We start from the raw sequence: 26016 nt of genomic DNA, 5'->3' as shown, positions 1-26016 counted from the left end.
TACTTTAGGATGGTCTTTTATTCAGTCCACCGCGTTCGCTCGCCAACAAGGTATGCACTAAATCCCATAACACGTGATAGATGGCGACATGGCATTCTTGGGTGCGATGGATGCTGTCGGATTCAACGATCAGGCAATGATCTAAACCGCTCTTGGCCATTTCTCCGCCATTCCCGCCGACCAATCCTATGGTGGTCGCACCTATCTTTTTTGCTTGTGCAAATGCACGGAGTAGGTTGTCGGAGTTGCCGCTGGTCGAAATGCCTATCAAGGCATCTTTTTTCTTTAATAAATTAGCGACTTGGCGCGCATACACATGTTGATAGCCGACATCGTTAGCAATCGCCGTCATCACAGTTTTGTCACAGCTCAAATCGTAAGCGGGCAGGGCAGGGCGTCCCGTCGTGACTGGATGCAAAAACTCTACAGCGATGTGCGAGGCGTCCGAACTAGAGCCGCCATTACCCATAGTGAAAAGCTGGCCTTCTTGCTTATACATGTCAGCAATCGCCTTGGCGCAATCGACAACTTGTTGGGTATTTTTTTCGAAAAAATCTTGAATGACGTTTTGGTGTTGCTGCATCTTTTGTTCTACCGAATTGAGTAAGGCTACATTCATATCAACATGATCGACTTTGCTCTCAGTGAGAAAAGGATAAAGTGCTTGCAGATGCACATCGTTATTGACCGCACTCATTACGATTCTCCTTCCTGCATCGCTAACATCTCTTCTTGCATTTGCCCTAATTCATGCAAGATCGCTAGCGTTGATTGCGCTTCTGCTTCGGAGATGACACTCATGGCAAAGCCGACGTGGACTAACACCCAGCTATTGAGGTGTTGAGACAGATCGTTACCGTCCGAAGCAATGCAACTGAGATTGACGGCTCTTTGTATGCCACCCACATCGACCATGGCTAGCTGTTGTTCTGCGTCAGTGATGCTGACGATTTTTCCTGGGATTCCTAAGCACATAGCATTTCCTATTTGGGTTGATTATTTGCTTGAAAATTTTTGTCGCTATTTTTTAGTTGATTTCAGTGGAAAGTGCATTTTTCGCGATTCTGGCTGCGGCAATAGCGGCTTGCCCTAGCGCTATACCACCGTCATTGGCGGGTACTAAATGATGGGTAATACAAACCAGTCCACGTTCTTGTATGGCGCTTTGTAAGGCAGTGGATAAAACTTCGTTTTGCATACAACCGCCAGACAGTACGACTTCGTTAAATCGGTGTTGCGTGCGTAATAAATCGACTGTCTTCAGTACCGCTTGAATTAGTGCGGCGTGAAAGCGGGTGGCGATTTTGCTCTGACTTTGTTGTAGATTTAAATCGTCCAGTAGTGCAGGCCACATAGCTGCTGGATTGAGCTCGTACAATTGCGTAATGGGATTGTTCAGAACTTCAATTTGATAGCATGGTTCTGTGGATTTAGCTCGCAGCAGTTGAGCAAGATAATTTTGATCGACCAGACTCTCTAAAGTAATCGCAGCCTGTCCTTCAAACTGCACTTTGTCCGGATGGATATCGAGTGCGGCAGCGACGGCGTCAAATAGGCGCCCAGCCGAGCTGGCTAAAGGGCAATTGACTTGCGCTTGTAGCATACGATCGATAGTGGCTAACGATTGCTGTTCAAAAAATTCTGCGATCTTGGTCGTGCCATAACGCTCCTGGAACGTCGTCCACGTCATGCTATTACGTATCTGTGCGTAAGCATTACGCCAGGGTTGCAACATGGCTTGTGCTGCACCGACTAAGGCGATTGGCTGTAAACGCGCTACTCTATGTGATTCACAAAAATCAGCTAGCAAAAATTCACCGCCCCAGAGTTCAGCATTGTCACCATATCCTAGTCCATCAAAAGCGATACCCAAGGCCTTGGCGTGAGTACGTGATAAACCGTTTTCTGCCATGGCACTGGCAATATGCGCGTGATGGTGTTGCACTCCAAGTAGTGGTAAATTTTTGCTCTGCGCTTGGGCTTGAGCGAGCTTAGTGGAGATATATTCAGGGTGTAAATCGCAGGCGAGATGTTTGGGCGAAAACTCAAATAGATTTTTGAACAGCGTGAGATTTTTTTCGTAGTCGTCACAGGTTTTGACGTCTTCCAGATCACCTTGATGTTGCGAGAGTATGGCGCTGCCTTGTTTGATCAGGCAAAAGGTGGACTTTAATTCCGCACCGTAAGCGAGAATCTGATCAGCCTCTTGAAAGCTGCTATGTAAGGCAATAGAACGCGGCGCATAACCACGTGCGCGTCGCAATACTTGGACGCCAAATGCATGACAACGCACTACCGAATCGTCAATACGATTGGCGATAGGGCGGTCGTGATACAGCACCAGATCTGCAATTTCTGTGTCAGTTGTATCGCTCTCGTTGTTCGCGCTATGAATTCTTAGCAGCTTTTCTAATGCCTCTTCATTATCAGTGATCTGTGGTTCGCCCGATAAATTGGCGCTGGTCATAACTAGTGCTTTGCCGAAGCGTTGGCAGATTAAATGATGTAAGGGCGTGTACGCCAACATGAAACCAAGTAAATGACTGCCCGGTGCAATCGCGCTTGATAAGGCGGGAAAATTGGCATCAGCTTGTACTAGGCGATTGAGCAAAACGATAGGCGCAGCTGGGCTACGTAAGTGTTGTTCTTCTTGTTCTGAAACTTGACAATAAGACCGTACCACGCTCATGTCCTGTGCCATCAACGCTAATGGTTTTGCATAACGATGTTTGCGCTGTCTGAGCAGCTCTACACTGGCGTGATTGCTGGCATCGCAGCACAAGTGAAAACCGCCTAAGCCTTTAATCGCGATGATTTTTCCTTCCACTAAAGCTTGTTGAATAACATCTAAAATGGATTGCGTCCTTTGGATTAGACTCAGTGGGCTAATAGCAGAATCGATACTCGTTGCTGGTGAATCTGGCGATAAAAATAGGCGAGGCCCACACTCATGGCAGGCGGTAGGTTGTGCGTGAAAGCGACGATCTAAAGGATTACGATACTCGGCTGCGCATGTCGCACATAATTTGAAATCATGCATGCTGGTGTGGCAGCGATCATAAGGAATCGCGTTGACTATGGAGAGCCGTGGGCCACAATGCGTGCAATTGGTAAACGGGTAGAGATAGCGCCTATTATTCGGATCATTGATCTCTTGCAGGCATTGTGGGCAGGAGGCGGCATCCGCTGCGATGTCGGTGCGACCTGCACTATGCGAGGACCCGCGTATGCTAAAGTCACGGTAGTCCCATGCACGTTCGATAACCGCGTGGGTAATCGAGTCTATCTTCGCCAATGGCGGCGCTTCGACGCTTAACCTATTTAAAAATTCTTTGATTTTGGTATCCATACCAGATACGCGGATTAACACACCGTCGCAATCATTGCTGACTTCACCATGCAGCTGACATTCCAAGGCAAGTCGATACACCGTGGGGCGAAAACCTACGCCTTGCACTGTGCCTTTTACTCTTACTTCTTGGTTGATCACATGGCTGGACATCTTAGTCGTTCCCGTCGTAGCTAGTGCATTGAATGATCGCTCTAAACATACTTTGCGCGTTTAGAGTGCCTTCAGGCAGGCGTCAATACCGCACACTGATTGACGGTATTGACGCCCGATTTGCTTGATGACCTTCTGCGAAAGTCAGCTTTACATTGCTTCCCAAATTGATTGTTTGGGATTTACTTCGGTTTTGTCGTGCTAGTAGTTTTAGGGAACAAAGGAATCAGCTTATTGAAAATATGACTGACGGATGTGTTCGCAGGCTGTCCGACTGGTTGTGAGCCGTTTTGATGACATGCGAAGCAATTGCTACCATTGCTCTTGGTACTATCAATACCCTGGTCGTAGGTTTCCATCGTGGTGTTTGCCAAGATATTGGTACCTACTTGATTGGTCGATGTGATGACTTTGCCACCAATAGTCCAAGTCGAGCCAGTCATGATGTAGTTAGCACGGATATCACCGGCAATCAATTGAGTGCGTACGCTGTTGTTACTGGAAATAACTTCCGTATTTTCCAGTGTCGCATTGCTAGCATCTGATCCAGAACCAAAGGCTTTTAAGCGCAAGGTATCGCTTGGTGCAATGCCACTGGCGACCAGCGCTGCGATGTAATTGGTTTGGGGCGCTGGGCAGTCATTTCCGGTGTCTTGTTTAGCGCAAAATTTCGCTTTTTGGACGTTGTAAGTAGTCGCCGTTGGTGCCGCGAATAACCATTTGCCACCGCTATTCTGCGGTACGGTCACTGTTTTATTGGCGCTGTTGGTGTAGGTGTAGGCTGCATTCGGCGCATTGGTGATGTGTTCAAAAGTTGCCCAAATCATTTCTGGATGGCCTTTCGCACTACCCACGACATGCATGCCGACCAAGGCTAGTGTGACAGCTTTGCTTTTGCCTGTTGGTATCCACATTTGAGAATTGGATTTATCGTATTCTGGCACGGTGGTTTTTACCGTTACGTAGTCAGCGGCTTTAAACCCAAATGCATCAATACCCGTGACATCTATCCATGAGGTTTTAACTTCCATCGCCAAAGCTTCTTTGTCTGGGAAAGTGACGCCCTTGGTCGCGGCATAGGCAACGATAGGATCTAAATCAGCCTGTGTCGTCGGGAATAAAGCGGTTGGGAAAGTCCCTGGTGGCGAGATGTTATGCGAATTAGGAATGCTGCCATTGGCGATGCCTGTTTGGAAGTAAGCAAATACGTCATTCACCATGGTCGCGTAGTACACCAAGGATTGGTTTTGTCCAATCAGAACGCCGGACGTACCAGCCTGACCTTGTGTAGGTTCAATCGCATTACCACTGGCATCGACAAATACGACTTTACCCGTCACGCTATTACGGAAGCCTTGCACCATATTTTTCGCAGTTTGAGCATCTAGTTTAGCGAGACGCGGTGCTACTTTTTCCGCTAATTTGGTGTTGAGCAAAGGCGTCGTTGGTAACTCAATTTTCTTGTCGTTGGCGTCGAAGAAAACAGGTTTTTTACCCGCAACCGCTTCGATTCTGGCGACTTCAACGGGTTTTCCCGCTTTGTTTTGCACTAAGGATTTGCCGCTTTCTGCAATCGGTGCGGGCAAAATTTCAAAGGAGCGGCCTTTAACATCCATCACACGTTGCAGACCATTCGGACCGGCTTGTGCGCTACGAACATTTAATAAGGGTAATGGTGCGTTCGGCTGATTTTGCGTGTAAGTTCTTTTACCGTTCGCATCTGCACCTGAGACGTTATAAAACACAGGCGAACTAAATACAAAACCGCCGCCACCATAAGTTTTTGGCGCAGGCGATGTCAGCCACAAGAACATTTGTTCTGACCATGCATAAAAATCGCAATCACCGCCGTTGGGGAAAGTAATACTGTTGGCTGGATTAACAGCTCCGTTGATGGTGACATTGCCACCAAACCAAGCTTTGAAATTTTGTGCGGGTATCGGGCACAAGGCTTTGGCATCTTGTGGCAACACAGTTTGCGCTTGCGCTGTGTTGATGAAATTTGGCGCGAATGTGACGAAAGCGACCGATAAAGTCGCTACACATTTTGAAAAAGTGAAATTACGTCGTGCGTTGGTGTTGAAGCAGTTCATTGCATTCCTCCATTTTTTGAAAAATTCAGAAGTTGCTGTGCAGTGCTTGCTGCGGCTGCTGTGGTCGCAGCGACCTGAGCAATTGCATTTATCGACTGAAAACCAGGTATCCCAATATCCCTATATTTCTTTCTATCGATCACCAATCATTCGGTTTGAGTTTGACTTACATCAAGGAATGAACGGCTTGTGAACAGGCATTGCAAATCTTGTGCCACGCTAAATTAGGTTCAAATTGGGTGATTTTTATTACTTTTAACTGTCAATTAGCGCTTGATTACACGTAAATAATTAAATTTTTTCATGCAATTAAAAAATTTCTTTACATTATTCTTTGGCCAATTGTTTTAGTGAATTATTGTGAAAAAGAAATTTTTATATGGTTATATATATGTATTTCGACCTAATTTTTATGTTTTTAACTATTTGACATATGAAAAGCGATACGTCACTCTTGCATTTTGATTTTCTATATTTATTTTTGAGGTGATTTCATGCCCGTATATCGTTCTCGCACTACAACTCATGGCCGCAATATGGCGGGCGCCCGCGCTTTATGGCGTGCTACCGGTATGAAAGATGGTGACTTTGAAAAACCGATTGTCGCCGTAGTTAACTCCTTCACCCAGTTTGTCCCCGGTCATGTGCATCTCAAAGATTTAGGTCAAATGGTGGCGCGTGAAATCGAAGCGGCTGGCGGCGTGGCGAAAGAATTTAATACGATCGCGGTGGATGACGGTATTGCGATGGGACATGGCGGCATGTTGTATTCATTGCCTTCGCGTGAGTTGATCGCTGATTCTGTCGAATACATGGTGAATGCGCATTGTGCCGATGCCATGGTGTGTATTTCTAATTGCGACAAAATCACGCCGGGCATGTTGATGGCCGCCATGCGCCTGAATATTCCTGTGGTGTTTGTTTCTGGTGGTCCGATGGAAGCAGGTAAGGTGCTAGAAACTTTGCATCCGAAACAGACTGGCGAGCAAAAGATCATGAAAATTGATCTGGTCGATGCCATGATTAAAGCGGGTGATAGTAAAGTTAGCGATGAGGAAATTGGTCGTATCGAGCGTTCTGCTTGCCCAACTTGTGGCTCTTGTTCTGGCATGTTCACAGCTAACTCGATGAACTGTTTGATGGAAGCCTTGGGTTTGGCGTTGCCCGGTAATGGCACGATCTTAGCGACGCATGCAGATCGTAAAGAGTTATTTTTGCGTGCGGGTCGTTTGATTGTGGATTTGGCGAAGCGCCATTACGAACAAGATGATTATTCAATCTTGCCTCGTTCAATTGCCAACAAAGCGACTTTTGAAAATGCCATGGCACTCGATGTATCTATGGGCGGCTCAACTAATACAGTATTGCATTTATTGGCGGCGGCGAATGAAGCTGGTGTGGATTTCAAAATGGCTGACATTGATCGTATCTCACGCAAAGTACCCTGTCTGTGCAAGGTCGCGCCTATGACTGATAAATATCATATTGAAGACGTGCATCGCGCCGGTGGCATCATCGCTATTCTGGGCGAATTGGCGCGTGCGAATTTATTTGATACCACGCGTCCAACAATACACGCGCCGACGTTTGCCGAAGCGATTGCACATAATGATATTGCGGTCAGCGATGATGCAGCGGTTAGAAAATTATTCATGGCTGCACCGGGTGGCGTACCAACGCAAACCGCGTTCTCGCAAGATAAGCGCTTTGATAGTTTGGATACCGATCGTGCTAACGGTTGCATCCGTGATTACGAACATGCTTATTCTAAAGACGGTGGTCTCGCAGTTTTATACGGCAATCTGGCAGAAAAAGGTTGCATCGTGAAGACGGCTGGCGTGGATGAGAGTATTCTGACTTTTAGTGGCAAAGCGCGTGTGTTTGAAAGCCAAGATGATGCGGTCGCCGCAATTTTGGGCGACACCGTGCATGAAGGCGATGTCGTGATTATTCGCTACGAAGGTCCGAAAGGTGGGCCGGGTATGCAAGAGATGTTGTACCCAACGTCGTATATTAAATCCAAAGGCTTAGGCAAAGCTTGTGCTTTGTTCACTGATGGTCGTTTCTCTGGCGGTTCGTCGGGTTTGGTGATTGGTCATGCCTCACCCGAAGCGGCCGAAGGCGGCGCGATAGGTTTGGTGGAAGAGGGAGATCAAATCTTGATCGATATTCCAAACCGCAGCATACGTTTGGACATTAGTGACGAGACTTTAGCTGCACGTCGTGCTGCGATGGAAGCGAAAGGTACGTTGGCATGGCAGCCAGTCAATCGGGATCGTTATGTGTCACAGGCTTTACAAGCTTATGCGGCCTTAGCGACTTCGGCAGATCGTGGCGCGGTGCGGGATATTACGCAGTTGCGTCGTTAAGTAAAAGCCGCCTTCTTCTTTTTCTTTAATGAGGAGAAGGCGAATACGACTGCCTACTATTAGACTTGTAAACTTTGATTGGGCCGGGGTTTCACCTGACGCAAAAATTCCACTCCCATCATCACCAGCGAAAACGCCACAATCAATCCCATAAAAAACTTGGCAGTGGAATCGCTGGCGGGGGACATCATGATAGCGCCATCAAGGATAGTCCAAGTCATCACAGCACACGTGAGCAGACTTAAGCCTGTTTCTATGCGTCGTAGTAAAGGAGTCCAGCGGCCTTGAATCATGACAGCAAAGAAAAATGGAATGTTTAGCGCGACCAATGTGAGCAAGTAGGGTGCCTGACGCTGTAAGAATGACTCGGTGTAAGTTAATGCTGTATAGGCAGCAGGCGCCGCTTTGCCACTCCAGACGACATCTAAAATCCACGTTGGATTCATCAGTAAATAGATGCCGCACATCATGGCCGTTAACCCTAAAGCGACCGCAACTCGGCCACCCAAAATTCTGTCATGCGCACGTGGTTTCCATGTGGCCTTGATGGGAAAGCGTTGGCGTGCCCACGAAGCAATCCCAAAGTTGATGACTAAAACACCTGGCCACCACAAGGAAGGAATAACTGTTTTTCCCCACCATGAGCTGAGTGCCCGAATGAGGTCTGTACCTGAATCGATAGGCTGATTCAAATTAGCTAGCAGTCCTAAACTCCAGATCAGTACCAAGCCTATGATGCTTAAGCGTAAAAATTTACCCCCATCGGCGGGATCAATAATCGTCACCGCAGGGCGATATCGCGCAGCAATTTCATTCGGATGGCCGAAACTATGTAAAACATCGACCACCATATCGGCGTTAAGTGGACGGCCTGTTTCATCGGCTTTGGCCTGACATTCTTCCTGCAACAAAGCGCGTAATTCAAATGCCACATCGTTACGCAGCTTGCGCGGCAATTGTAATGCGACTTCATTCACATACGATGTGATGACATCATTGGCGTTCATATTAGTCCTCCTGTAAAAGTCGTCCCATGACATCGTTCATGCCTTGCCATGACTCTGTCAGTCTCTTTAATAGTTTCTTACCATCCGCATTGAGCGAGTAATAGCGCCGCGGCGGACCGTCCTCAATTTTCCACTCACTTTGCAGCAAGCCCTGCGTTTCTAATCTGCGTAGCAGAGGATACAAAGTGCCTTCCTCTATCGCCATGCCTTGTTCGGCCAAAGCTTGTCGCAGCTCATACCCGTAGCGCGGTTTGCGCAATTGCGAGAGCGTGGCAAGCACCACCACACCGCGCCGTAGTTCGAGTTCTAATTTTCCGAAAGTATCTGTAGTAACCATGTGGTGCACTGTACTGTGTGTTACACAGTAAGTCAAATAATTTTTTCTTGTGTTGTTGTTTTTGTATAATTGGTCGCTAAGAAGGTAAGCAAAATCTTGCTTTGAACTGAGCTTGGGATGACGAGGAGTATATTTTGCGTTTGAAAAATAATTTGCGCTTTTCGATGGGATTGACACTGCCGCAACGATTCTTGGGGGCTCTAGTCGCCGTATTGATTCCCCTGATTTTTTGCCTAGGCTTGCTCAAGCAAAATGTCCTGCAAAGTCACTCAGGCACTCCCAATAAAGTTCTTCAATTGCAGTTTTTAACGGAGTATAGCGGCAGCCCACAACACCAAGTGTTAGAAAAACCAACGCGTAATTCGACTGAGACTACAGGCTCGTTTCGTGCAGTCGTAAACCATTCGGTAGAAAACAATCGCATTCTTGTGGATAAGAATGTCACCGCAAATATGCTTCAACCAGCAGAGCGGTCGGTGAGCGTAGAGCAAGTCGTCGTTGAGGATATAGCAGTGTCTAAAAATCAAAGTACCGAGCTTAGTGTCGGCGCATTGGCGCAGCAATTCAAGGGAAAATCTGCCATCACAGCTTACCAAGATGCGCGTTCAGACATTCAAAAAATGGCGGATCGCAGAGCTATTTCACTGCAAGCGCAGCGTCAAACCAAGTATGACGTTTTTCAAGACGCAGCAAGCAACGCCGCCATTCCCGATTGCATGGCGCAAGGCACCACGACTAAATTGGGATTGGACTCGATGAAGGGCCTACTCGTGATTCCTGCTTTGGCTGCTGCAGCGGCGATGGGGAAGTGCAAATAGAACTGGTATCGCCGAGTAGTGTAAAAGACGTGGATAGGTTTGATGTAGTGTTTATTCCTTTATTTTGGATGAAAATCACACAAGGCGTTGATTTTGTGCGACATGTAGGCTTCGCGGTGCAGTTAAGTGATTCTGAGAAAAAACGCAAGAGTGGCCTTGGTTAATCAAGTGCGAATGATGGATCTTGAAGAGCATGTCGCAAAGAAAATGATGAGGAAGAGTCTAAATACTTAAACGGAATTCTAGGGCAAAGTACATATTTGGGGCAGACGTTGAGGTTTTTCTAAATGATATTATTTGGAAGCCAGCTTGCGAATTCCACTGCATAAACGTTGAACTTCAAAGATTGCCGCCTAGTGAAGAAAAAAGCCAAAAAATAAAAAGACGGTTTGAATTAATGAACCACTTTTGTGGATTGAATAAAGCCTTGGATTATTGGTGCGAGCGGCGTTTAACGCTGCTTAGTACATAACGAAAAAATGAATACATGAAAAATTTAACGAAATCTCTGTTGTTGATAATAGCAATAAGCACCTTGCTCTGGTCTCCTGTGCAAGCGCAAACTCTAGAAGAGTCAAAGTCAGCGTTGGCGCGAAAAGATTACAGGACTGCATTTGCTGGGTTTAATGGGCTGGCTGAGCGAGGAAATGCTGATGCACAGCACGTACTAGGCATCATGTATGACAGCGGGCAAGGCGTAGCCAAAAATGAACAGCAAGCCGCTGCGTGGTATCGCAAAGCGGCTGATCAAGGACATGCTGGTGCGCAGCGTGAACTAGGCATCTCGTATGCAAACGGACAAGGCGTACCTAAAGATGAACAGCAAGCCGTGGCATGGCTTAAAAAAGCTGCCGAGCAAGGGCATGCTCTTGCACAGAGTGGCCTAGGCGTCATGTATGCAAACGGTCAAGGCGTCCCGAAAAATGAACAAACAGCGTATTTCTGGTCGCTGTTGGCTAGCGCACAAGGGCATCAAAATGCAGTAAAACTCCGAGATTTACTTGAACCTAAATTACCAGCGGAACAGCGCTCCGCTACCCAAGAAGCGGCGAATAACTGGAAGCCGAAATTGGCTAAGTAATTGACCGCTAAATTTTAGTTGGAGTTTGCGAGGTCGGAAGGTTAAAGGAAAATATGTCTGAGAACTTCACATAACGACTCAATTGCGATTAGATTCATTCAAGGACTTATTGTGATTCCGGCTTTAGCTGATGCGGCGGCGATGGGGAAGTGTAAATAGTATTGCCGTCGCCGAGCGGTACAAAAGTTGAAAATAGGTTTGAATCAGTCTTTAAATTTATCTCATCGCCGGTTTATGTGTCAGGCGTAAATAGCGTAGTGACTGGCTGACGATTTAGCGCTGCGCCAAACCATACGCCACAATTGCATTGGCATGACCATGTCCCATTTGATGCTCAGTCTTAAGCCAGTTTACAATTTCCATGTGTTTCATGGTTTTTCTTTGCTCTACCAGATCTAGCCAGTGTTGAATCGGATGCCCATATTTCTTTTCTATAGATGGAAAGTAGGACGCAGGACCGCTTACTTTTTCTGGTGCTGTCATAAATAACTCCAGTCGGTTTTTAGCTTGCTTTATGAAGTGTGAACTTGGGTTTTACAGTGGCAGCTTGACATCAGCCAACCATTTGCCTTGCATTTTAATATCTTTGCCTTGGAATTGTAACTTATGTTTTGTCTTGACGATTTCGTCTTTTTTCCAGTGGCGTCTGTTAAATGAAATGCTGCTATTACTTTCCCAATTAAGGTCTTCTGCGCCCCAATCGTTCGGTCGCAAATCTAATTCTTTTATTAGTCCACTAGGTGTGATCAGATAGACGCTCAATACATTGGGTGCATAGCCAGCTTCAATATCGGCATGCGCTACCGCTATTCTTTGTTGATCCGGTGAAAGTACAGCATCGCCACCGACGTTAGTGAGTTTGCCGGTTTTCATATCAATTAGCTCGTAGGTCCCACCTTCATAGTAAGTGGTGACTAACAGGCTATAGTCGACGTCGGCGAAATATTTGATCAGTTGATAGCTGCGAAAGTCATCGCTGTCGCTGTCAATATTTTTGAATATTTTAGCTGGCCCAGCCGATGGTTTGATTTCCAAGGTATTGCCAACGCGGCGGACTCGGTTAGGATATTTTTTGCGTATTTCTTGTTCCAGATATTTGGCGCAATCGAAGGTGCTGTCTATTTTAATTGGACAATTAGTTTGTGCGAAAACAGGTGATGTGAAACCAGCGGCAATTAGTGTAATTGCGATCAAGATATTTTTGTTTTTCATGTTGGGACTTTTGAATTTTTTCTTACATTTACTCAATTAACTTCAGTTGAAAATTGAACACCACCTTATGTTCTAGAAAGAGTTTAACTAGTGTGCCTTTCGTGTCTTTGTCGTCGGTCATAAATTCGTGCACTTCAAAATCTTTATGATTGATTATGCTGATCCAGTACGATGATTTGTTTCGGTTTGAGTGGTCGTGGTATTTCGATCCCAACATAACGAAAGCGCCAATTCATTTTTCCAGAGCTGTAGTCTTTCATTCCACCCATATTGGTAACCATGATGACTTTTACCTAGCTTTTTGGATTAATGAAACCAGTTGCGTCTTTCAATATACTAATCGTTAAATTTGCAGCTAAAACAGGTGTGTTTCTTAGTAGGGGAACAGTAGCTAAAATGATGAATTGAAAAAATTTTCATATTACTGTGATTGCAATTGCTGAGTCATCCGAAATATTACTTATTAGAGCTTACAAATTATTTAAATTAATAGACTGTTTTATGCTATTTAACATGAGCTTAACCTAGGAATTGTCATGCGTAAGTTTTGTTGTGTTTGTTTTACGATTGGTAAATAAGATAACTCTCCCTCGACTCTGCCGGGAGACTCACCTCGGTCTTACCTATACAACGGTCTATTTAAAACTTCTATCTCTACCAAAAGATGGCATTTCAAATGAAAGAATACCAAAGTTTGAGTCATACGAGATGGGATTGTAAGCGCTACATAGTGTTAATAAGGCTCCGGCTTTGTCGGAGGTAATTTGAATTTCAAAAAAAACTAAAATAAAGTCAAAATGCCAAATCACAAAGCTGGTTGGTTTCACTTGATTTAGTGAGCCAGCTCAAACCCTGTTTCGGTCGATTTGGCGCGACTCGTTTATACTCTTAGCTTTAGCGCTTTCAACGTAAGTAAAGTTGATAGCGAGCATTTACTGGTCTTTGTGAATTCTTTGTGAATGTCAAAGCCAAACCGTGAGAAAACTATGTCAAGTATGGATCTGCCTGTGGAATCTAGTAACTCAGTTAATAGTTCAGCTAATAACTCAGTTAATAACTTAGATAGTCAGGCATTAGAATTTGTGGCTTCATGTGCTTTGCCAACGACGTGGGCAAACTTTACGATGCATGCCTATATTGAAACCGCAACGGGCAAAGAGCATATCGTCCTGACTTTGGGCGATGTGTCCGATGGACAGCCTGTGTTAGCCCGCATTCATTCAGAATGTTTGACGGGTGATGCTTTGTTTAGCAAACGTTGTGATTGTGGGCCTCAGCTAGAGTTGGCGATGCAAAAGATCGCACAAGAAGGGCGCGGGGCGATTTTGTATTTACGCCAGGAAGGTCGCGGCATAGGATTACTGGCAAAAGTACAGGCCTATCATTTGCAGGATGCTGGCGCGGATACGGTCGAGGCGAATCAAAAATTAGGTTTTGCCGCGGATTTGCGTAGTTATAGTTTATGCGATCCTATGCTCAAGCATTTGGGTATCAGCAGCGTCAAATTGATGACGAATAATCCTCGCAAGATTTCTGCTTTACAAAATATGCAGGTGAAAGTGGACGAGCATATTCCTTTGATCATACAGCGTAATCCCTACAACGAGCGCTATCTTGAGACTAAGGCGAATAAATTAGGACACATGCTAGCACCTGATTTATAGAGGCCTCTGCACAACTTACTGTGCGGTCGAATTTTGAATCTCCAGTGCTCGTTGTGCTCTAGCACAGGTCCGCTCCTCAATTCAAACTTCGACCGCTCGCGACAGTTGTTCAGAGGTCTCTTAAAAACTGCGGTTTCGGTTTCGATGAACTCAGCGGTGTAAAAAAGTCGGATCCCACACTGGATCCGGCGCGCTAGGGACTACAAAACGTGCATTTTCGGCTTGTAAGGCAATCACTTCATTCGCCACATGTTTGGGTAAACCGCGTCTTTTTACGGGGCGGTTTTGAATGAAGAGCGATTCCAGATAGTTTTTTAAGTAACCTGGATCGCCCGCAAATAAACAAATTTTTTGCCAGATATGTGGGTATTCTTTTTGAATAAAATTTTCTGGTGTGATGCGTTTTAGTGCGGCTAGTGATAGCGCGTTGGGATTGCCGTGTTCGATATAGGTAAACGCCTTTTCTTGCAACTGTCCAATTTCCTTAGGATCGTCATCTAAAAATAGTTTTCCTATAGTTTGCATACTGGATTCAATTTTGGGTGCATCCAGTTCAGAAAATGGCGCCAGCGTACGTAAAATTTGCTCGGCACTTGGCAGGCTAGCGCGGCTCCAGCGTATGCATTTGATGCCTGCCTTTTTAAGCAATTGACGAGTAGGATATTCTTCCTCTTGAGCCTGCTCTTTTTCTAATTCTAAAACGCAGAGCAGATTTAGATCGTGGTCGAAAATCCCGAAGTCGATGTGCCTTTCATTGAGTTTTTGCGACATCAGCGCGCGTTTTTTCTCATTGCTGACATGCGGTTCTAAGATTGCCGCCAACGGTAAGCGAGGGAAAATCAGACAGTTAGGAAGCGCTTTTTGTACGCGTTTAAAGAAAAGCGTTTCTTCCGCTTCTAAAAATGGACGTTGTTCACATTCGGGTAGCGCTTTGCTATCTTTGTCGAGAAAATGAGAAAACATGCTGTATCCTCCAATGTCGCGAAATGATCATATTGAAAATATACTTTCAATATTGGGGAACGCAAGGACATTTAGGATAAAGCGTAGTAAATGGCGGCGATTTTCTGATGAGCGGTGAGGAGAGCTAAGGTGGATAAGGCTCTTGAAGAAAATAATGCCCGACAAATTTCTATCGGGCATTATTTTTTGACGCTAAATTTTGGCTTATTTTGTAAACTTAGGCGACAGATTGCTAGGGTGCGCTAAGGCAATTTTTGGTCAACAGGCCCTAGTACGCACCCATGTAGTCACGCTTACCTAATTCCACACCGTGATGGCGCAAGATAGCATAAGTTGTAGTCACGTGGAAGAAGAATTGCGGTAGGCCGTATCCTAATAAATAGGCATGACCGCTCAATTTTTTTTCTTTTGGTGTGCCTGGACGCAAAACGATTTCACGGTTCTCGCTGCCTTCAAATTGTGCGGCGTTGAGACCATTGATAAAGGCCAGCGTCTTGGTTAGGCGAGCTTGCAAATCTTCAAATGTCGCTTCGGTATCTTGATAGTCTGGCACCTCTACACCTGCCAAACGTGCGGCAATGCCTTTGGCAAAATCACTCGCGATTTGCACCTGACGTATCAAATTAAACATGTCGGGTGCCAAGCGGGCTTGCAGATAGACTTGGTCTTCAACTTTCTTTTCTGCAGCGTGCGCTTGGGCTTTCTGCAAGATCACTTGCAAGCTACCCAACATTTGTTGAAAAACAGGAACAGAAGTGGAATACATAGGAGATGTCATAAATGGCCTTTTTAGGGGAAGTACAAAATGGGTACTAAATGAGTAGGTACTAAATGAATACAAGGAAGAAAAAACGCACCATCATAATTCAATTATGTAGGGTGCGTTTGTAACTACTGAGTTCGCTCGGTTGCGCCAAATCAGTTAATCAGTTGGCGAGCTAGCAAATTTGTTTATGCGAAAGCGGGCAATTCATAGCCTTCGATTTTTGCTGCGCTAACTAATTGAGCCAAGTAAGCATGGGTTGCTTTGCGGCCTTCCATATCAGTCAAATAGGCTTGCAGGCGCTCTTTGACTTCATCAAAACTCACCACGTCGCCACCTTTGCGCTCGGTAACTTGGATAATGTGGTAGCCAAATTGGGTTTCGATTAATTCTGGTGCGATATTGCCTGGTTCCATGCTGAATACTGCTTGTTCAAATTCTGGCACCATTTGACCGCGACCAAACTGACCTAAAGCGCCGCCTTCTTTACCTGATGGGCAAGCAGAGTGTTCACGTGCCATCGCTGCGAAGGCCGCTGGATTTTTCTGCAAATCAGCCAAAATACCTTCGGCTTTGGCTTTGACTAAACTGGCAGCCAAGCCTTCGCCTGGGGTGAACAAGATGTGGCTTGCAGCAGCCATTTCACCTTGCTTGAAACTACTACTGTTTTCATCATAGAAAGTACGGCAGGTCGCTTCGTCCACCTCGCTAAAGGCTACTTCTTTTTCCAATAAAGTACCTATGGTTTCTTCTTCGCTGCCTGCATTAATCCCTAATTTGGCAGCTTCTGCCATCATCAGATTGCGCAAAATCAGTTCTTGGATCGCGCTATCGCGTAATTGTTCGCCCTCTGGGTGGCCAGCAGAGCGGGCACGATCCATCTCGGCATTGATGGAGGCTTCGTTGATTTCTGTGCCGTTGACGCTAATAGTCATGATGTTCCTAACAAATAAATAAGGTGGTAAGTGTAAAAGTGGCGTGAAACTGAATTTTGAAAACTAAAGCTAATTATGGGCAAAACGGCTAATTTCAAGCTTGTTTTTGGGTATTTTCGGGTATTTTTGCACTGTTTTGTCGATTTTTAATACGATCTGTCCTGCCTACTCGGGGCGAGCTGCGGCCAGTTGCGCCGTTAATTCTGCAATTTGCGCTTTTAAAGCCTGATTTTCTGCACGCAAGCGTTCTAACTCAGAGGGAACTGGTGCTGGACTTGGCGTATGTTCCCGATAACTTGGACTGATATCGTTGGCGTTGGCGCTGGTCTCTGTTTGAGGTTGATCGCCTTCGACTACGGTGCGCGGCGTGCGTACTTGACGCAGTTGGCGCGCTGCTTGTTGTAATTCTTTTTTTCCACCAGCGACCGCGGCTACTTGCTGCTCGCTAGGTAGTGAAGCAATGGTGGCGGCAGTATTGATAGAAATGGTACCGGCTCGCACTGCTTCTACTAATTCTGGTGTAGCGGCTTTGCGGATTTTTTCTATCTGTGCCACGGCGGGTTTGCTTAGACCTGCCACTTTGGCGATTTCGTCGCGGGTTTCGACTGAGACTGGATCGGGTTCGCGCGCTGCTTGTTCTGCTTCTGCCGCTTTTTCTTTGCTGCTCTTATCTTTGCGACGGGTGGTGATAATTTCTTTTTTGCGTAAAGCCAGCACGCCACGTTGAAAGCTAGAGACGCTGCGACGTGCCAGATGATTATCGATCATCCATAGCATGACGTCTTCTATGCTCTGAAATTGATCGTTTTGTTTGGTCTCAAATGGGATGTTATGTTTTTGGCAGATTGCATAACGATTATGCCCGTCAATTAAAGTCTCTCCCCACAGTACCAGTGCATCGCGGCAGCCTTCTTTGAGCAGGCTACGTTCTAGTGCTAAGTATTCGTGTGTGGTAAGTGGATCGATGTAATCGCGGAGTTGTTGATTGATGATAATAGTCATGATGCTGGTATGGGGTAAAGCCGAGGTTAATACTGAGTTTGAATCTGATTTAGAAACTGATTTTGCAGCTGATTTTGCAAGCGTTATCGAATTTGATTTGCATTTTTGCCGAAATCAAGAGCATGAAACTTCCTGCTGTAAGCTCAGGTGTTTGCCATTTGTCAGATTCTAAAACTGAAAGACCAGCACTTTACAGCATTCCCTTGATACGGTCATAGCCAGAACGACTAATCGGAAGATTAACGCCAACATGCATTACCGCTTGATAACTATCTTTGCTAGCACGTTCAATACATTTGAGTGCTTGAAGGCGGATGATGGTTGAACGATGGATGCGTACAAAATGTTCAGGATTGAGTTGTTTCTCTAAATCGCTAAGACTTTGCGTTTTCAATAAGGACTTTCCATTGAAGTAAATCTGTACGTAATCATCTTGCGCTTCGATGTAATGAATTTTTTCAATTGGAATGATATGAGTCTGTCCGCGATCACGGACTACCAAACGCTCTGGCTTGGCATTGGTTTGTGTCACGAGGTCTTGTACTGCATTGCCATTTTGGCCTAGAAGCTTGCGTGCCTTAGTCAGGGCTTCGTCGAAACGTTGTTGCGAATAGGGCTTGAGTAAGTAGTCGATTGCATGTTGATCAAACGCTTTTAAAGCATATTGATCGTAGGCAGTGGTAAAGATGACGCCTTCTTTGCGACCGGTTGCCTCTAAGACTTCAAAGCCATTGAGTTTGGGCATTTGAATATCAAGAAAAATTAAGTCGGGCTGAGAGCTGCTAATAGCATCGACGGCTTCTAAGCCATTTTCGCATTCGCCTATCACCTCGATGTCAGGGTGAGAACGCAGATATTCTTGAGTGAGGCGGCGGGCGAGATCTTCGTCGTCGATGATGAGGGCGCGTAGAGATGTAGTCATATACTTTAATCTTAAGTAGCTGAATTTGGTGTAAGTTCTAAAGGCAAAGTAATTTCAATGCGAAATAAGTCAGCCTCCGTACGATATTCCACGCGCGATTTTCCGCTGTACAGACTATGCAGGCGAGCCTGTAGATTCTTAAGCCCAGTACCTGTTCCCTGAGCGAGATTCTTACTGTCCATATCGACGGGATTTTCTAATGCGATATACAGCCATGCGTCCCGAACTTTGCTAGTGACGACGATCACGCCGCCATCGACTAGATCACGGATGCCATGTTTGATCGCATTTTCAAGCAAAGGTTGTAGTAACATCGGCGGCACCAAGCATGACTCGGACTCGGCATCTATCGTCATCTGGACTTGTAGTTTTTTACCGAAGCGGATTTTTTCTATAGATAAGAAGTGATTGCACAGCGCAATTTCTTTTGTTAGTGCGATTTTTTGTTGCTCTGAGAGTGCTAAGGTTTGTCTGAAAAATTGTGCCAATTCTATCGTCATATTGCGCGCACCAGCCGCGTCTATCGTAGTCAAGGCACTGATGGAGTTGAGACTATTAAAGAGGAAATGAGGATTGATTTGTGTACGTAATACTTGTAGCTCCGCCTCGCGAGCGAGGACTTCTGAAGCAGCTTGGCGGCGCTCAACTTGACGCATATTATCGAGAATATGCAATACGTCATAAATTAAGATAGATAGTAAAAAAAGGAGCGTACCTATGATGAATAGCATGATAGGCATTTGCTGACTAAAGTGTATACCTGCCCAATTTTCGTCAAACAACCATGTCGCTTTATTCCACAAATAGCACAGCCAGAGCCAGATGGTACCGATGAGAAATGCACTACCTCCAAAGATCCCAGTCACCTGAAAAAAATGACGCTTTTTCATTGGTAATGAACGACTGACATAATAAGCTGAGGTGCTCAATACACCGAATGCCAACATGGTGGGAATAGAGAACAGCAGGCCATTTGACCATGCGCAAATATTCGTCATGACCAAGATAGCGGCCAGCAAACAGCCTGTCATTAGCCAGACGGCATAGGTCAGTGAAACAGTCCGAAAGTTTGACAGGAAAGGATTCATAAGCTTGCTGTGGTTTGTTCTCAGATGCGTTCTCAGTCGGAAATATAAGGTGCGCCTTATTACGGAGTTTCCATAATAAGACGCACGATAGACCTCGGTTTAAAGCTAGAAATTAGTTCTTAATTTCCACACCACCCATCACGGCCATGCCTGTAATCACTAAGCGCTTACCGGCATTCATGGACGGAACGCTAGAGTCTTCAATGCCACCTAAAAATGCCATGCCATTATTGACCACAGTCCAGTCACTAGGAATTTTTAATACAATGCCACCCCAAAATGCGGTCACGTTCAATACCGCTTCGGTCTGTATTGAGGCGTTGCGTAGATCGAGTTCCACGCCACCCATGACTGCAGTAATCGAGCCACCACGAAAGTCGGTAGAAGCCACATTTCCTTGATTACCACTCATCAGCGCCACGATATCCAATACAGAGTCAGAGCTGGTAGGCGTGTTATTGGGCTTCATCATATCGATTAATTTCGTCGATTTATCTTTGAAAATCACCACTAAACCTGCGCCAATTAAAAATAAAGGCCACCAGTCGCGCATATGAAAATTAATAATACCAAGGCGATTTAAGGTGATGATGGTACCAGCCGCTACTAAACCGCCACCGATCAGGTAGCCAGAGCGTGAATTGGCTTGAGACAATTTGAGCGCGCCAAATACAATAAATACGGTAGGCCAAAATTGCAGTATATCGCGAGTATTAAAGATGCGAAGATTATCGACTAGGGCGAGGGCACCAACGATAACGATGAAGGCACCGAGTAATAATCTTTGCTGTGGATTAGCGTTTCTCATAATTTTGCTCTTTTCTTAAAAATTGGCATGTATCGGGTAGATTTAGTAATTGGTTAGATAGACTCAAAAATTTGCTCAGTTTTTTGGTTTGTCGGTGAAGTATTTAAACATCATGTTCAATCCCGCAGCGATGACAAACACTGGCCAGCTATTGGCAAAAGTCAGACCATACAGATGTTGCGTCACGGCGTACAACCACGCGCCCAGGGCGATTTGAAAGAAACCATCCAACACTTCAGCCATGCGGTCAGCACGAAGAATGTGGAGCACACCAGAGAAAGAAATGATGGCAGGCCAGTATTTAAAATAGTCGCGTGCATTGATGTAATCTAACTGATCTAATAAGAAGAAAAAACCGATTGCAACTAACATGATGCCCATGTGAACACTGTCTTTTTCTTTGCGTTTTGAGCTGCTAGATTGCAGGTTTGTTGTTGTGTTGGTTTGCCCTGGAGTTTGCTCTGTCATGATATTTCCTTTCGTCTCTAATTTCGGTATTAGTGCTCAGTATTACTGCGCAGTATTTATGTTCAGAATCTGTAATTTACTGGGCTTTTATCGTTGCGCCACATTGATAAGGTAAAACAAAGGATAGAGGAAGTCATGTCGAATTCGGCGAATGACGGTAAGTGGTCGGTAAATGACGAAAAAACAGAAAATATGAGATGAAAGCAGCGTTATTTAGCTGGTGAGCGAGAGCCGAAAATACGTCGGAAAGTTAGATTGATACGCGGCCCAACAGCGTCTTTTTCTTTCGCGATAGCATGTAACCAATGAGCTTGGGTCGTCCCTTGCATGATGAGTAGGCTGCCATGTTTTAGTCTGATTTTGTAGCGCAATTCTTTACGGGTTTTGTGTTTCAGTGCAAATTCGCGATCTGCACCAAATGTGAGTGACGCGATGACGGGCATAGCACCGAGCTCGGCTTCATCATCGCTGTGCCAACCCATACTGTCTTGTTGATCGCGGTAGTAATTGAGTAACACACTATTAAAGTGGCATGCGCAGGTGGTTTCGAGTGCTGATTTAATGGCGAGTAACTGCTGACTCCAAGGCAATGGTACTAAATGTAGTCCAGAGTAAGTGTATTCAGCATCGCTATCGCCATACCACGCGCTCAGCCTTGGTTGCTGTCTTTCTATGCCAGCGATGCGTATGCTGTCCTGTCGCCATGGCGTTCCAGCTTTGAGGTACTCGAACAATTGATCCGCTTCATCTGACTGGTAATATTGGGAAAAATAGCGTAAGTCGGCATCAGGAAGAGAGATCGACTGCCCGTTTTCTATTTCACCAAATAAATTAGTTTGCTGCATCCCGCTATTTGCCGAGTAGTTTGTGACGCTCATATTCGATGTTTAATATCGTTTTCTGAATTGCGATATCCATCGTATGCGGCAAATTCACGAAACTAAAACCAACCTGATATTTGCCAAGACGCGTGCGTTCAATGAAGGTAATGTGTTTCACGCTGACCGGACAAAATAAAGGCGATTTTGTTGCGATATCTATCGTTACTTGTGGAATCTGATCGCCGACCTTAAATGGTGGCTCACCCTCCGTATAAATTCCAAACCCCGCAACACTAAGATCATGCATAGCCCAATTACCCAAAGTCTTGGCATCTGCATCATAGAATTTGGCATGTAAGGCTTTGACAATAGGCAATAAAATACGATAGCTATCACGTCGTTGCAGCCGAATGACGCGCTCAGGAATAGGCACCCAAAATGCTTCTTGATCACCCCACATAAAACGTTCTGGATTGAGGCCTGTGAATTGTATTTTCACACCATCGGGAAAACCGATGAAGACACATTGTTGGGCTTTTTCTAGCAAACGATTGGCTTTTTCATCGCCGCCTAAATCAAACACCAAACCATCAGGTCTGGCTGAGAGCAGGACAGTTAAAATGAAGTGCTGTCCGCCACCAAAATAAACGGAAACTGGCTCGCGTCTATGGGCCAGTTCGTTGAGAACGCTTAAAATTTCAATTCGACTTAATAGGAAATATTTATCCTCGATTTCATCGTTACTTAACGAGGCAGTCATGTGTCTCTTTCAACTGATAGGGTAAATCTGATTCAATATCCAGCTTATTCCAATAATTGGATAAAGTATTCTGCTGTTCGAATAATGGTATTGGATGGTGAACCGAAAAGGTTTTTGGTTTCTTGTACAACGTAGTCATTAGTGCCTTTGGTGCAATACAGCACGCCCTCAAAATTGGTGCCCAAATAATTGAAAGGAGTTAGCTTAGTTTTGACTGGGACATCACTGGCAAGTAAAGTTCTTAACTTGCGTTCTATGTCATATAAATTAGTCGTTTCTAGTTTAATCACGCCGCCTTTAGGATTAGGGAAGCTGCTTGTGAACGATGGGCGTTGTCCCATCGGATTTTTGACATGTATTCTTACGCCCAACTTTAGAAACTTACTGACTGCAAAAAAATCGTCTTCGGTAAACATAGTCCCCCCATTTTTGTAGCATCACGTAGTGGAGCTTATTTTTTGGTTTATGCGTGTTTAAGATTGATTTGGCTCCATACATTTAGGTCGGATACACAACGCAAGCCTTAGTTTATCTATCTAGATTACCAGAAAGTTTCTTTTATCCCAATTAAATACTGACAATTCATTTAAATTGCTTGTGGTGGATGTGGCTAATTTTTCGTTTTATAAAAAAAGCGTACTGCAGATCTAAGGAATGTCGTTGCAGTGTGACACCCAAAGCGCCATTTGTTTTACTATGCTAGTGAATTTGCGTTAGCGTATTAGTTAGCTAATCGCTAGGTTATAGTTAGGTAATAGTTATGCAGAATAGTTGCATAATCTATTCTTATTAATTGAAATGTTTTTAATTATTCAACATGAATCAAAGAGAATCAGAATTTGAGTTTATTAAGGGTTTAACTGCGGAATTATCTTCGCGTAATTTAGTATTCCCTACCTCTTTAAAAGCGACCATGAAAATTCGTCAGGTGTTAGACGACCCTGATATGCCAGTCGATCAAGTCGCTAGGATTATCAGCACGGAACCAGTATTGTCCGCGCAAATTCTGATGCTCTCCAATACGCCGATGTTTAATCGTAGCTCCAAAAAAATTGAAGAGTTAAAGCTGGCGGTCAGTTTGTTGGGTTTTGGTGTAGTGCGGAATATCGCGATTTCGGTTGGTATGAAGCAGTTGAAAGATCAGCAAGATCATGCAGTAAAATCGGATCAGATGGAAGGCTTGTGGACACGCAGCATGCGTGTTGCGGCTTTATCTTTTGTGATCGCTAGGAACCGCACTAAATTGAGTGCCGATAAAGCGATGGTCGCGGGCTTACTGCATGATATTGGTAAATTTTATATCCTAAGTCGCGCCAACCAGTATCAAGGCTTGTTTAGTTCGGATGCCGCGTTATGGGATTTGGTTGATCAATGGCATACCGATATTGGCGCGGCTATTTTAGAAAGTTGGGAGGTATCGGAGGATATTCGACTAGCTGTTATGGACAGAAAACGAACAGATTTACCCGAACATAGTCGCCCGACTTTGACGGATGTTGTGGCCGCAGCAGATTTTCTGGATGCGAGTTTTGTTAAGCAATCGTTGGATGATTTAAGTGAATTCCCCGTGCCGCTGAAAAATTTAGGCTTGGATAAGAAAGAAACAGAGATATTAATGAGTGAAACACGGCATGAAATGGCCCAGATTTTGAAAGTGATTGCATAACTTGTAGCCCAGTTAGCGTAATTAGAAATAAACAATGAACTTTGTTTGATTAAAAGGTTCTTAATCTGATTGATAACGTAAGGCACGTAGATCAATCTATTTTTACAGTATGTTTTTCCCATAATCAGAGCACAACGGAGCACTTATGAAAAAACTTTTATTGGCATTGGTAATCGCTACAGGTTTTACCCAAATCGCGGCGGCAGATGACGCCTTGAAGAATGCCATCGCCAACCCACAGCGCACTCCTGCCAATGTGGCGCGAGATGAGGCACGTCATCCGTATGCAACTTTGACTAATTTTGGTATTAAGCCTTCGATGACAGTGGTTGAGTTGGCACCCGGTGGTGGTTGGTATACCGAGATCTTGGCACCGTATTTGCGAAATCAAGGTAAATTGATTTTAGCTGGCGCGGGTAAAGGTTTAAAAGAGAAAATTAATGCGACCCCTGCGATGTACGACAAGGTGGTGATTGGGGAGTTTGATCCTGCTAAAAAAATTGACTATGCACCGAAAAATTCTGTCGATATGGTACTGACTTTCCGTAACGTACACAATTGGATAGGTATTAGTTCAGAGGCTAGCAAACAAGTGTTCCAGAGTGCATTTGATGCCTTGAAACCAGGTGGTGTTTTTGGTGTGGTTGAACATCGTTTGCCGACCTCAATGAAACAAGATGATAAGGCAAGCACTGGTTATGTTCACGAAGCGTTCGTGGTGCAATTGGCTGAAAGTGTAGGATTTAAATTGGCGTCTAAATCAGAGATCAATGCCAATCCAAAAGACAAGGCAGATCACGAAAAAGGTGTATGGGCCTTGCCACCAGTGTTGGCGAATAAAGATAAAGATAAGGAGAAATATTTGGCGATAGGCGAGAGCGATCGTATGACCTTAAAATTTGTCAAGCCATGAAGTCGTGTTATATCTCGAAGATAGATGATTAAGATAGATGATTAAGTGTCAATCTTGTCATAGCAAGCCCAATGAGTGTTGTCATTCATTGGGCTTTGTTTATTTTTACAAAGACTAATTCCATGAAGTTATCCTCTATTTTGTTGAGTAAAACCTTGTTCTCGCTTTTGATATGTTCATCTATGCAAGGTGGCGTCTATGCGCAAACTTTGTATAAATGTGGCAGCAATTATCAAGATAAACCTTGTGCGAATGGACAGACCAGTAAAGTCATAGGAACACAAAGAAGTGCGGCGACTGAGGGAGATCCTAAGGCCGAGCCTAAAGGGGCGGTCGATCCTATTTGCGCCAAGCGCAGTGAAGATGCCAAGAAAATTATCTGGATGCGGCAAGGTGGAGCAGCCAAAGAAGATGTATTGGCGAAGTCGGACAGCCTAGCGCAGCAGCGTTTGATTGAGGAAGTCTATGCAACCCGAGGCGATACGCCGCAAATTCGTGCTTCAATAGAAAAGCGTTGTATGGAATCGCGAATGCCGCAACGTAGCCCTGAATCGATGTCTGATGCCGAATTACTGAGTGCCGCCAAAGCCTTGGAAAAGCGTATCAACAATGCCGAAAAAGCGGAAGCGAATCGTGTTTCGCCGGTGGCGCAAGAGGCTCCCGCACCCAAGCGTAAATTGCCCTGTCAAAACATTAAAATGCAAATGGAGATCGTTAACAACAGCATACGCGCAGGTGCTGATACGCAGACTTTACAGCAACTCAATCAGCAAAAGCGAGATCTCGAAAAAGATCTAGCGGTGGGTGCCTGTCGTTAGTTGTTT

General features: G+C 45.0%; 28 protein-coding genes. 8 read left to right on the top strand and 20 right to left on the bottom strand.

Translation table 11 applies throughout. The features are described from left to right. Nucleotides 1-4: 4 nt before the first annotated feature. The 4 genes from ACFFJH_RS05045 to ACFFJH_RS05030 all read right to left on the bottom strand — a co-directional run bounded on the left by ACFFJH_RS05045 (nt 5) and on the right by ACFFJH_RS05030 (nt 5595). A complete protein-coding gene (locus tag ACFFJH_RS05045) occupies nt 5-697 on the bottom strand; it encodes a D-sedoheptulose-7-phosphate isomerase (RefSeq protein WP_390210546.1) in 693 nt (230 codons plus the stop codon). Next, nucleotides 697-975 (bottom strand): HypC/HybG/HupF family hydrogenase formation chaperone, encoded by a 279-nt coding sequence (locus ACFFJH_RS05040; RefSeq protein ID WP_390210545.1) that lies wholly within the window; start codon nt 973-975, stop codon nt 697-699. Before ACFFJH_RS05040 ends, ACFFJH_RS05045 begins: the two co-directional genes overlap by 1 nt. Before the next feature lie 52 nt (nt 976-1027). Then, complete coding sequence (gene hypF / locus ACFFJH_RS05035; protein WP_390210544.1) at nt 1028-3502, bottom strand: carbamoyltransferase HypF; 2475 nt, start codon at nt 3500-3502, stop codon at nt 1028-1030. A 182-nt stretch (nt 3503-3684) separates the two neighbouring features. Then, nucleotides 3685-5595: a hypothetical protein gene (locus ACFFJH_RS05030; RefSeq protein WP_390210543.1), complete on the bottom strand. Its 1911-nt coding sequence runs from the start codon at nt 5593-5595 to the stop codon at nt 3685-3687. Nucleotides 5596-6089: 494 nt separating this feature from the next. On the opposite strand from ACFFJH_RS05030, the gene ilvD reads away from it, so the two are divergent. Next, nucleotides 6090-7964: a dihydroxy-acid dehydratase gene (ilvD, locus tag ACFFJH_RS05025; protein ID WP_390210542.1), complete on the top strand. Its 1875-nt coding sequence runs from the start codon at nt 6090-6092 to the stop codon at nt 7962-7964. A 59-nt stretch (nt 7965-8023) separates the two neighbouring features. Here the strand turns inward: ilvD and ACFFJH_RS05020 are convergent, their stop codons facing one another. Further along, nucleotides 8024-8971 (bottom strand): hypothetical protein, encoded by a 948-nt coding sequence (locus ACFFJH_RS05020; RefSeq protein ID WP_390210540.1) that lies wholly within the window; start codon nt 8969-8971, stop codon nt 8024-8026. 1 nt (nt 8972) lies between these two features. After that, complete coding sequence (locus ACFFJH_RS05015) at nt 8973-9308, bottom strand: PadR family transcriptional regulator (protein ID WP_390210537.1); 336 nt, start codon at nt 9306-9308, stop codon at nt 8973-8975. Between the two features lie 134 nt (nt 9309-9442). On the opposite strand from ACFFJH_RS05015, the gene ACFFJH_RS05010 reads away from it, so the two are divergent. The 3 genes from ACFFJH_RS05010 (at nt 9443) to ACFFJH_RS05000 (ending at nt 11207) form a co-directional block, all read left to right on the top strand. Then, a complete protein-coding gene (locus ACFFJH_RS05010) occupies nt 9443-10126 on the top strand; it encodes a hypothetical protein (protein WP_390210535.1) in 684 nt (227 codons plus the stop codon). Further along, entirely contained in the window at nt 10117-10290 is a 174-nt protein-coding gene (locus tag ACFFJH_RS05005; RefSeq protein ID WP_390210532.1) for a hypothetical protein, read from the top strand. The genes ACFFJH_RS05010 and ACFFJH_RS05005 overlap by 10 nt, the downstream gene beginning before the upstream one ends. A gap of 323 nt (nt 10291-10613) precedes the next feature. After that, nucleotides 10614-11207, top strand: a complete 594-nt coding sequence (locus ACFFJH_RS05000) for a tetratricopeptide repeat protein (RefSeq protein WP_390210531.1) — start codon at nt 10614-10616, stop codon at nt 11205-11207. 273 nt (nt 11208-11480) lie between these two features. On the opposite strand, the gene ACFFJH_RS04995 is transcribed toward ACFFJH_RS05000, so the two are convergent. From ACFFJH_RS04995 to ACFFJH_RS04985, 3 genes are all read right to left on the bottom strand, one after another. Beyond that, a complete protein-coding gene (locus tag ACFFJH_RS04995; protein WP_390210530.1) occupies nt 11481-11690 on the bottom strand; it encodes a DUF4287 domain-containing protein in 210 nt (69 codons plus the stop codon). A 51-nt stretch (nt 11691-11741) separates the two neighbouring features. After that, nucleotides 11742-12419: a hypothetical protein gene (locus tag ACFFJH_RS04990; protein ID WP_390210529.1), complete on the bottom strand. Its 678-nt coding sequence runs from the start codon at nt 12417-12419 to the stop codon at nt 11742-11744. A gap of 143 nt (nt 12420-12562) precedes the next feature. Next, nucleotides 12563-12700: a hypothetical protein gene (locus tag ACFFJH_RS04985; protein WP_390210526.1), complete on the bottom strand. Its 138-nt coding sequence runs from the start codon at nt 12698-12700 to the stop codon at nt 12563-12565. A gap of 705 nt (nt 12701-13405) precedes the next feature. On the opposite strand from ACFFJH_RS04985, the gene ribA reads away from it, so the two are divergent. After that, nucleotides 13406-14083 (top strand): GTP cyclohydrolase II, encoded by a 678-nt coding sequence (ribA, locus tag ACFFJH_RS04980; protein ID WP_390210524.1) that lies wholly within the window; start codon nt 13406-13408, stop codon nt 14081-14083. A 150-nt stretch (nt 14084-14233) separates the two neighbouring features. On the opposite strand, the gene ACFFJH_RS04975 is transcribed toward ribA, so the two are convergent. The 11 genes from ACFFJH_RS04975 to ACFFJH_RS04925 all read right to left on the bottom strand — a co-directional run bounded on the left by ACFFJH_RS04975 (nt 14234) and on the right by ACFFJH_RS04925 (nt 23029). Beyond that, nucleotides 14234-15046: a DUF2726 domain-containing protein gene (locus tag ACFFJH_RS04975; RefSeq protein ID WP_390210523.1), complete on the bottom strand. Its 813-nt coding sequence runs from the start codon at nt 15044-15046 to the stop codon at nt 14234-14236. Nucleotides 15047-15314: 268 nt separating this feature from the next. Next, nucleotides 15315-15824 (bottom strand): DUF1993 domain-containing protein, encoded by a 510-nt coding sequence (locus ACFFJH_RS04970; RefSeq protein WP_390210522.1) that lies wholly within the window; start codon nt 15822-15824, stop codon nt 15315-15317. 173 nt (nt 15825-15997) lie between these two features. Then, nucleotides 15998-16744, bottom strand: coding sequence for a peptidylprolyl isomerase (locus tag ACFFJH_RS04965; protein ID WP_390210521.1), 747 nt, complete (start codon nt 16742-16744; stop codon nt 15998-16000). Nucleotides 16745-16909: 165 nt separating this feature from the next. After that, nucleotides 16910-17746: a hypothetical protein gene (locus ACFFJH_RS04960; RefSeq protein ID WP_390210519.1), complete on the bottom strand. Its 837-nt coding sequence runs from the start codon at nt 17744-17746 to the stop codon at nt 16910-16912. Nucleotides 17747-17936: 190 nt separating this feature from the next. After that, on the bottom strand, nt 17937-18668 hold the full coding sequence (locus ACFFJH_RS04955; protein WP_390210518.1) for a LytR/AlgR family response regulator transcription factor: 732 nt from the start codon (nt 18666-18668) through the stop codon (nt 17937-17939). Nucleotides 18669-18679: 11 nt separating this feature from the next. Next, nucleotides 18680-19756, bottom strand: a complete 1077-nt coding sequence (locus ACFFJH_RS04950; protein WP_390210517.1) for a sensor histidine kinase — start codon at nt 19754-19756, stop codon at nt 18680-18682. A gap of 112 nt (nt 19757-19868) precedes the next feature. Beyond that, the gene (locus tag ACFFJH_RS04945) at nt 19869-20564 is read right to left on the bottom strand and encodes a LiaI-LiaF-like domain-containing protein (protein ID WP_390210515.1); all 696 of its coding nucleotides are present in this window, start codon (nt 20562-20564) and stop codon (nt 19869-19871) included. Nucleotides 20565-20639: 75 nt separating this feature from the next. After that, nucleotides 20640-21032: a LiaI-LiaF-like domain-containing protein gene (locus ACFFJH_RS04940; protein ID WP_390210512.1), complete on the bottom strand. Its 393-nt coding sequence runs from the start codon at nt 21030-21032 to the stop codon at nt 20640-20642. 209 nt (nt 21033-21241) lie between these two features. Further along, nucleotides 21242-21877 (bottom strand): alpha-ketoglutarate-dependent dioxygenase AlkB family protein, encoded by a 636-nt coding sequence (locus ACFFJH_RS04935; RefSeq protein WP_390210511.1) that lies wholly within the window; start codon nt 21875-21877, stop codon nt 21242-21244. A gap of 4 nt (nt 21878-21881) precedes the next feature. Next, nucleotides 21882-22613 (bottom strand): flagellar brake protein, encoded by a 732-nt coding sequence (locus tag ACFFJH_RS04930; RefSeq protein WP_390210509.1) that lies wholly within the window; start codon nt 22611-22613, stop codon nt 21882-21884. Nucleotides 22614-22657: 44 nt separating this feature from the next. Further along, complete coding sequence (locus ACFFJH_RS04925; protein WP_390210508.1) at nt 22658-23029, bottom strand: hypothetical protein; 372 nt, start codon at nt 23027-23029, stop codon at nt 22658-22660. 401 nt (nt 23030-23430) lie between these two features. On the opposite strand from ACFFJH_RS04925, the gene ACFFJH_RS04920 reads away from it, so the two are divergent. The 3 genes from ACFFJH_RS04920 to ACFFJH_RS04910 all read left to right on the top strand — a co-directional run bounded on the left by ACFFJH_RS04920 (nt 23431) and on the right by ACFFJH_RS04910 (nt 26010). After that, nucleotides 23431-24279 (top strand): HDOD domain-containing protein, encoded by an 849-nt coding sequence (locus tag ACFFJH_RS04920; RefSeq protein ID WP_390210507.1) that lies wholly within the window; start codon nt 23431-23433, stop codon nt 24277-24279. 145 nt (nt 24280-24424) lie between these two features. Next, on the top strand, nt 24425-25192 hold the full coding sequence (locus tag ACFFJH_RS04915) for a class I SAM-dependent methyltransferase (protein ID WP_390210506.1): 768 nt from the start codon (nt 24425-24427) through the stop codon (nt 25190-25192). Nucleotides 25193-25314: 122 nt separating this feature from the next. Continuing rightward, nucleotides 25315-26010, top strand: coding sequence for a hypothetical protein (locus ACFFJH_RS04910; RefSeq protein ID WP_390210504.1), 696 nt, complete (start codon nt 25315-25317; stop codon nt 26008-26010). Nucleotides 26011-26016: the final 6 nt, after the last annotated feature.

Origin of the sequence: Affinundibacterium danionis (assembly GCF_042432465.1) — a bacterium.
Classification (GTDB): domain Bacteria; phylum Pseudomonadota; class Gammaproteobacteria; order Burkholderiales; family Burkholderiaceae_D; genus Undibacterium; species Undibacterium danionis.
Note: the sequence above shows the minus strand (reverse complement) of the source record. Positions and strands in the feature narration are given on the sequence as shown.

What these genes read in the sequence shown, in the direction of transcription:
- ACFFJH_RS05020 (WP_390210540.1), bottom strand. Translation starts at nt 8,971, where the DNA reads ATGAACGCCAATGATGTCATCACATCGTATGTGAATGAAGTCGCATTA.
- ACFFJH_RS04950 (WP_390210517.1), bottom strand. Translation starts at nt 19,756, where the DNA reads ATGAATCCTTTCCTGTCAAACTTTCGGACTGTTTCACTGACCTATGCC.
- ACFFJH_RS04940 (WP_390210512.1), bottom strand. Translation starts at nt 21,032, where the DNA reads ATGACAGAGCAAACTCCAGGGCAAACCAACACAACAACAAACCTGCAA.
- ACFFJH_RS05000 (WP_390210531.1), top strand. Translation starts at nt 10,614, where the DNA reads ATGAAAAATTTAACGAAATCTCTGTTGTTGATAATAGCAATAAGCACC.
- ACFFJH_RS05030 (WP_390210543.1), bottom strand. Translation starts at nt 5,595, where the DNA reads ATGAACTGCTTCAACACCAACGCACGACGTAATTTCACTTTTTCAAAA.
- ACFFJH_RS05045 (WP_390210546.1), bottom strand. Translation starts at nt 697, where the DNA reads ATGAGTGCGGTCAATAACGATGTGCATCTGCAAGCACTTTATCCTTTT.
- ACFFJH_RS04970 (WP_390210522.1), bottom strand. Translation starts at nt 15,824, where the DNA reads ATGACATCTCCTATGTATTCCACTTCTGTTCCTGTTTTTCAACAAATG.
- ACFFJH_RS04925 (WP_390210508.1), bottom strand. Translation starts at nt 23,029, where the DNA reads ATGTTTACCGAAGACGATTTTTTTGCAGTCAGTAAGTTTCTAAAGTTG.
- ACFFJH_RS05040 (WP_390210545.1), bottom strand. Translation starts at nt 975, where the DNA reads ATGTGCTTAGGAATCCCAGGAAAAATCGTCAGCATCACTGACGCAGAA.
- ACFFJH_RS04955 (WP_390210518.1), bottom strand. Translation starts at nt 18,668, where the DNA reads ATGACTACATCTCTACGCGCCCTCATCATCGACGACGAAGATCTCGCC.
- ACFFJH_RS04975 (WP_390210523.1), bottom strand. Translation starts at nt 15,046, where the DNA reads ATGTTTTCTCATTTTCTCGACAAAGATAGCAAAGCGCTACCCGAATGT.
- ACFFJH_RS05015 (WP_390210537.1), bottom strand. Translation starts at nt 9,308, where the DNA reads ATGGTTACTACAGATACTTTCGGAAAATTAGAACTCGAACTACGGCGC.
- ACFFJH_RS04920 (WP_390210507.1), top strand. Translation starts at nt 23,431, where the DNA reads ATGAATCAAAGAGAATCAGAATTTGAGTTTATTAAGGGTTTAACTGCG.
- ACFFJH_RS04930 (WP_390210509.1), bottom strand. Translation starts at nt 22,613, where the DNA reads ATGACTGCCTCGTTAAGTAACGATGAAATCGAGGATAAATATTTCCTA.
- hypF (WP_390210544.1), bottom strand. Translation starts at nt 3,502, where the DNA reads ATGTCCAGCCATGTGATCAACCAAGAAGTAAGAGTAAAAGGCACAGTG.
- ACFFJH_RS04990 (WP_390210529.1), bottom strand. Translation starts at nt 12,419, where the DNA reads ATGAAAAACAAAAATATCTTGATCGCAATTACACTAATTGCCGCTGGT.
- ACFFJH_RS04985 (WP_390210526.1), bottom strand. Translation starts at nt 12,700, where the DNA reads ATGGTTACCAATATGGGTGGAATGAAAGACTACAGCTCTGGAAAAATG.
- ACFFJH_RS04995 (WP_390210530.1), bottom strand. Translation starts at nt 11,690, where the DNA reads ATGACAGCACCAGAAAAAGTAAGCGGTCCTGCGTCCTACTTTCCATCT.
- ACFFJH_RS04935 (WP_390210511.1), bottom strand. Translation starts at nt 21,877, where the DNA reads ATGCAGCAAACTAATTTATTTGGTGAAATAGAAAACGGGCAGTCGATC.
- ribA (WP_390210524.1), top strand. Translation starts at nt 13,406, where the DNA reads ATGTCAAGTATGGATCTGCCTGTGGAATCTAGTAACTCAGTTAATAGT.
- ACFFJH_RS04945 (WP_390210515.1), bottom strand. Translation starts at nt 20,564, where the DNA reads ATGAGAAACGCTAATCCACAGCAAAGATTATTACTCGGTGCCTTCATC.
- ACFFJH_RS04960 (WP_390210519.1), bottom strand. Translation starts at nt 17,746, where the DNA reads ATGACTATTATCATCAATCAACAACTCCGCGATTACATCGATCCACTT.
- ACFFJH_RS04915 (WP_390210506.1), top strand. Translation starts at nt 24,425, where the DNA reads ATGAAAAAACTTTTATTGGCATTGGTAATCGCTACAGGTTTTACCCAA.
- ilvD (WP_390210542.1), top strand. Translation starts at nt 6,090, where the DNA reads ATGCCCGTATATCGTTCTCGCACTACAACTCATGGCCGCAATATGGCG.
- ACFFJH_RS04910 (WP_390210504.1), top strand. Translation starts at nt 25,315, where the DNA reads ATGAAGTTATCCTCTATTTTGTTGAGTAAAACCTTGTTCTCGCTTTTG.
- ACFFJH_RS04965 (WP_390210521.1), bottom strand. Translation starts at nt 16,744, where the DNA reads ATGACTATTAGCGTCAACGGCACAGAAATCAACGAAGCCTCCATCAAT.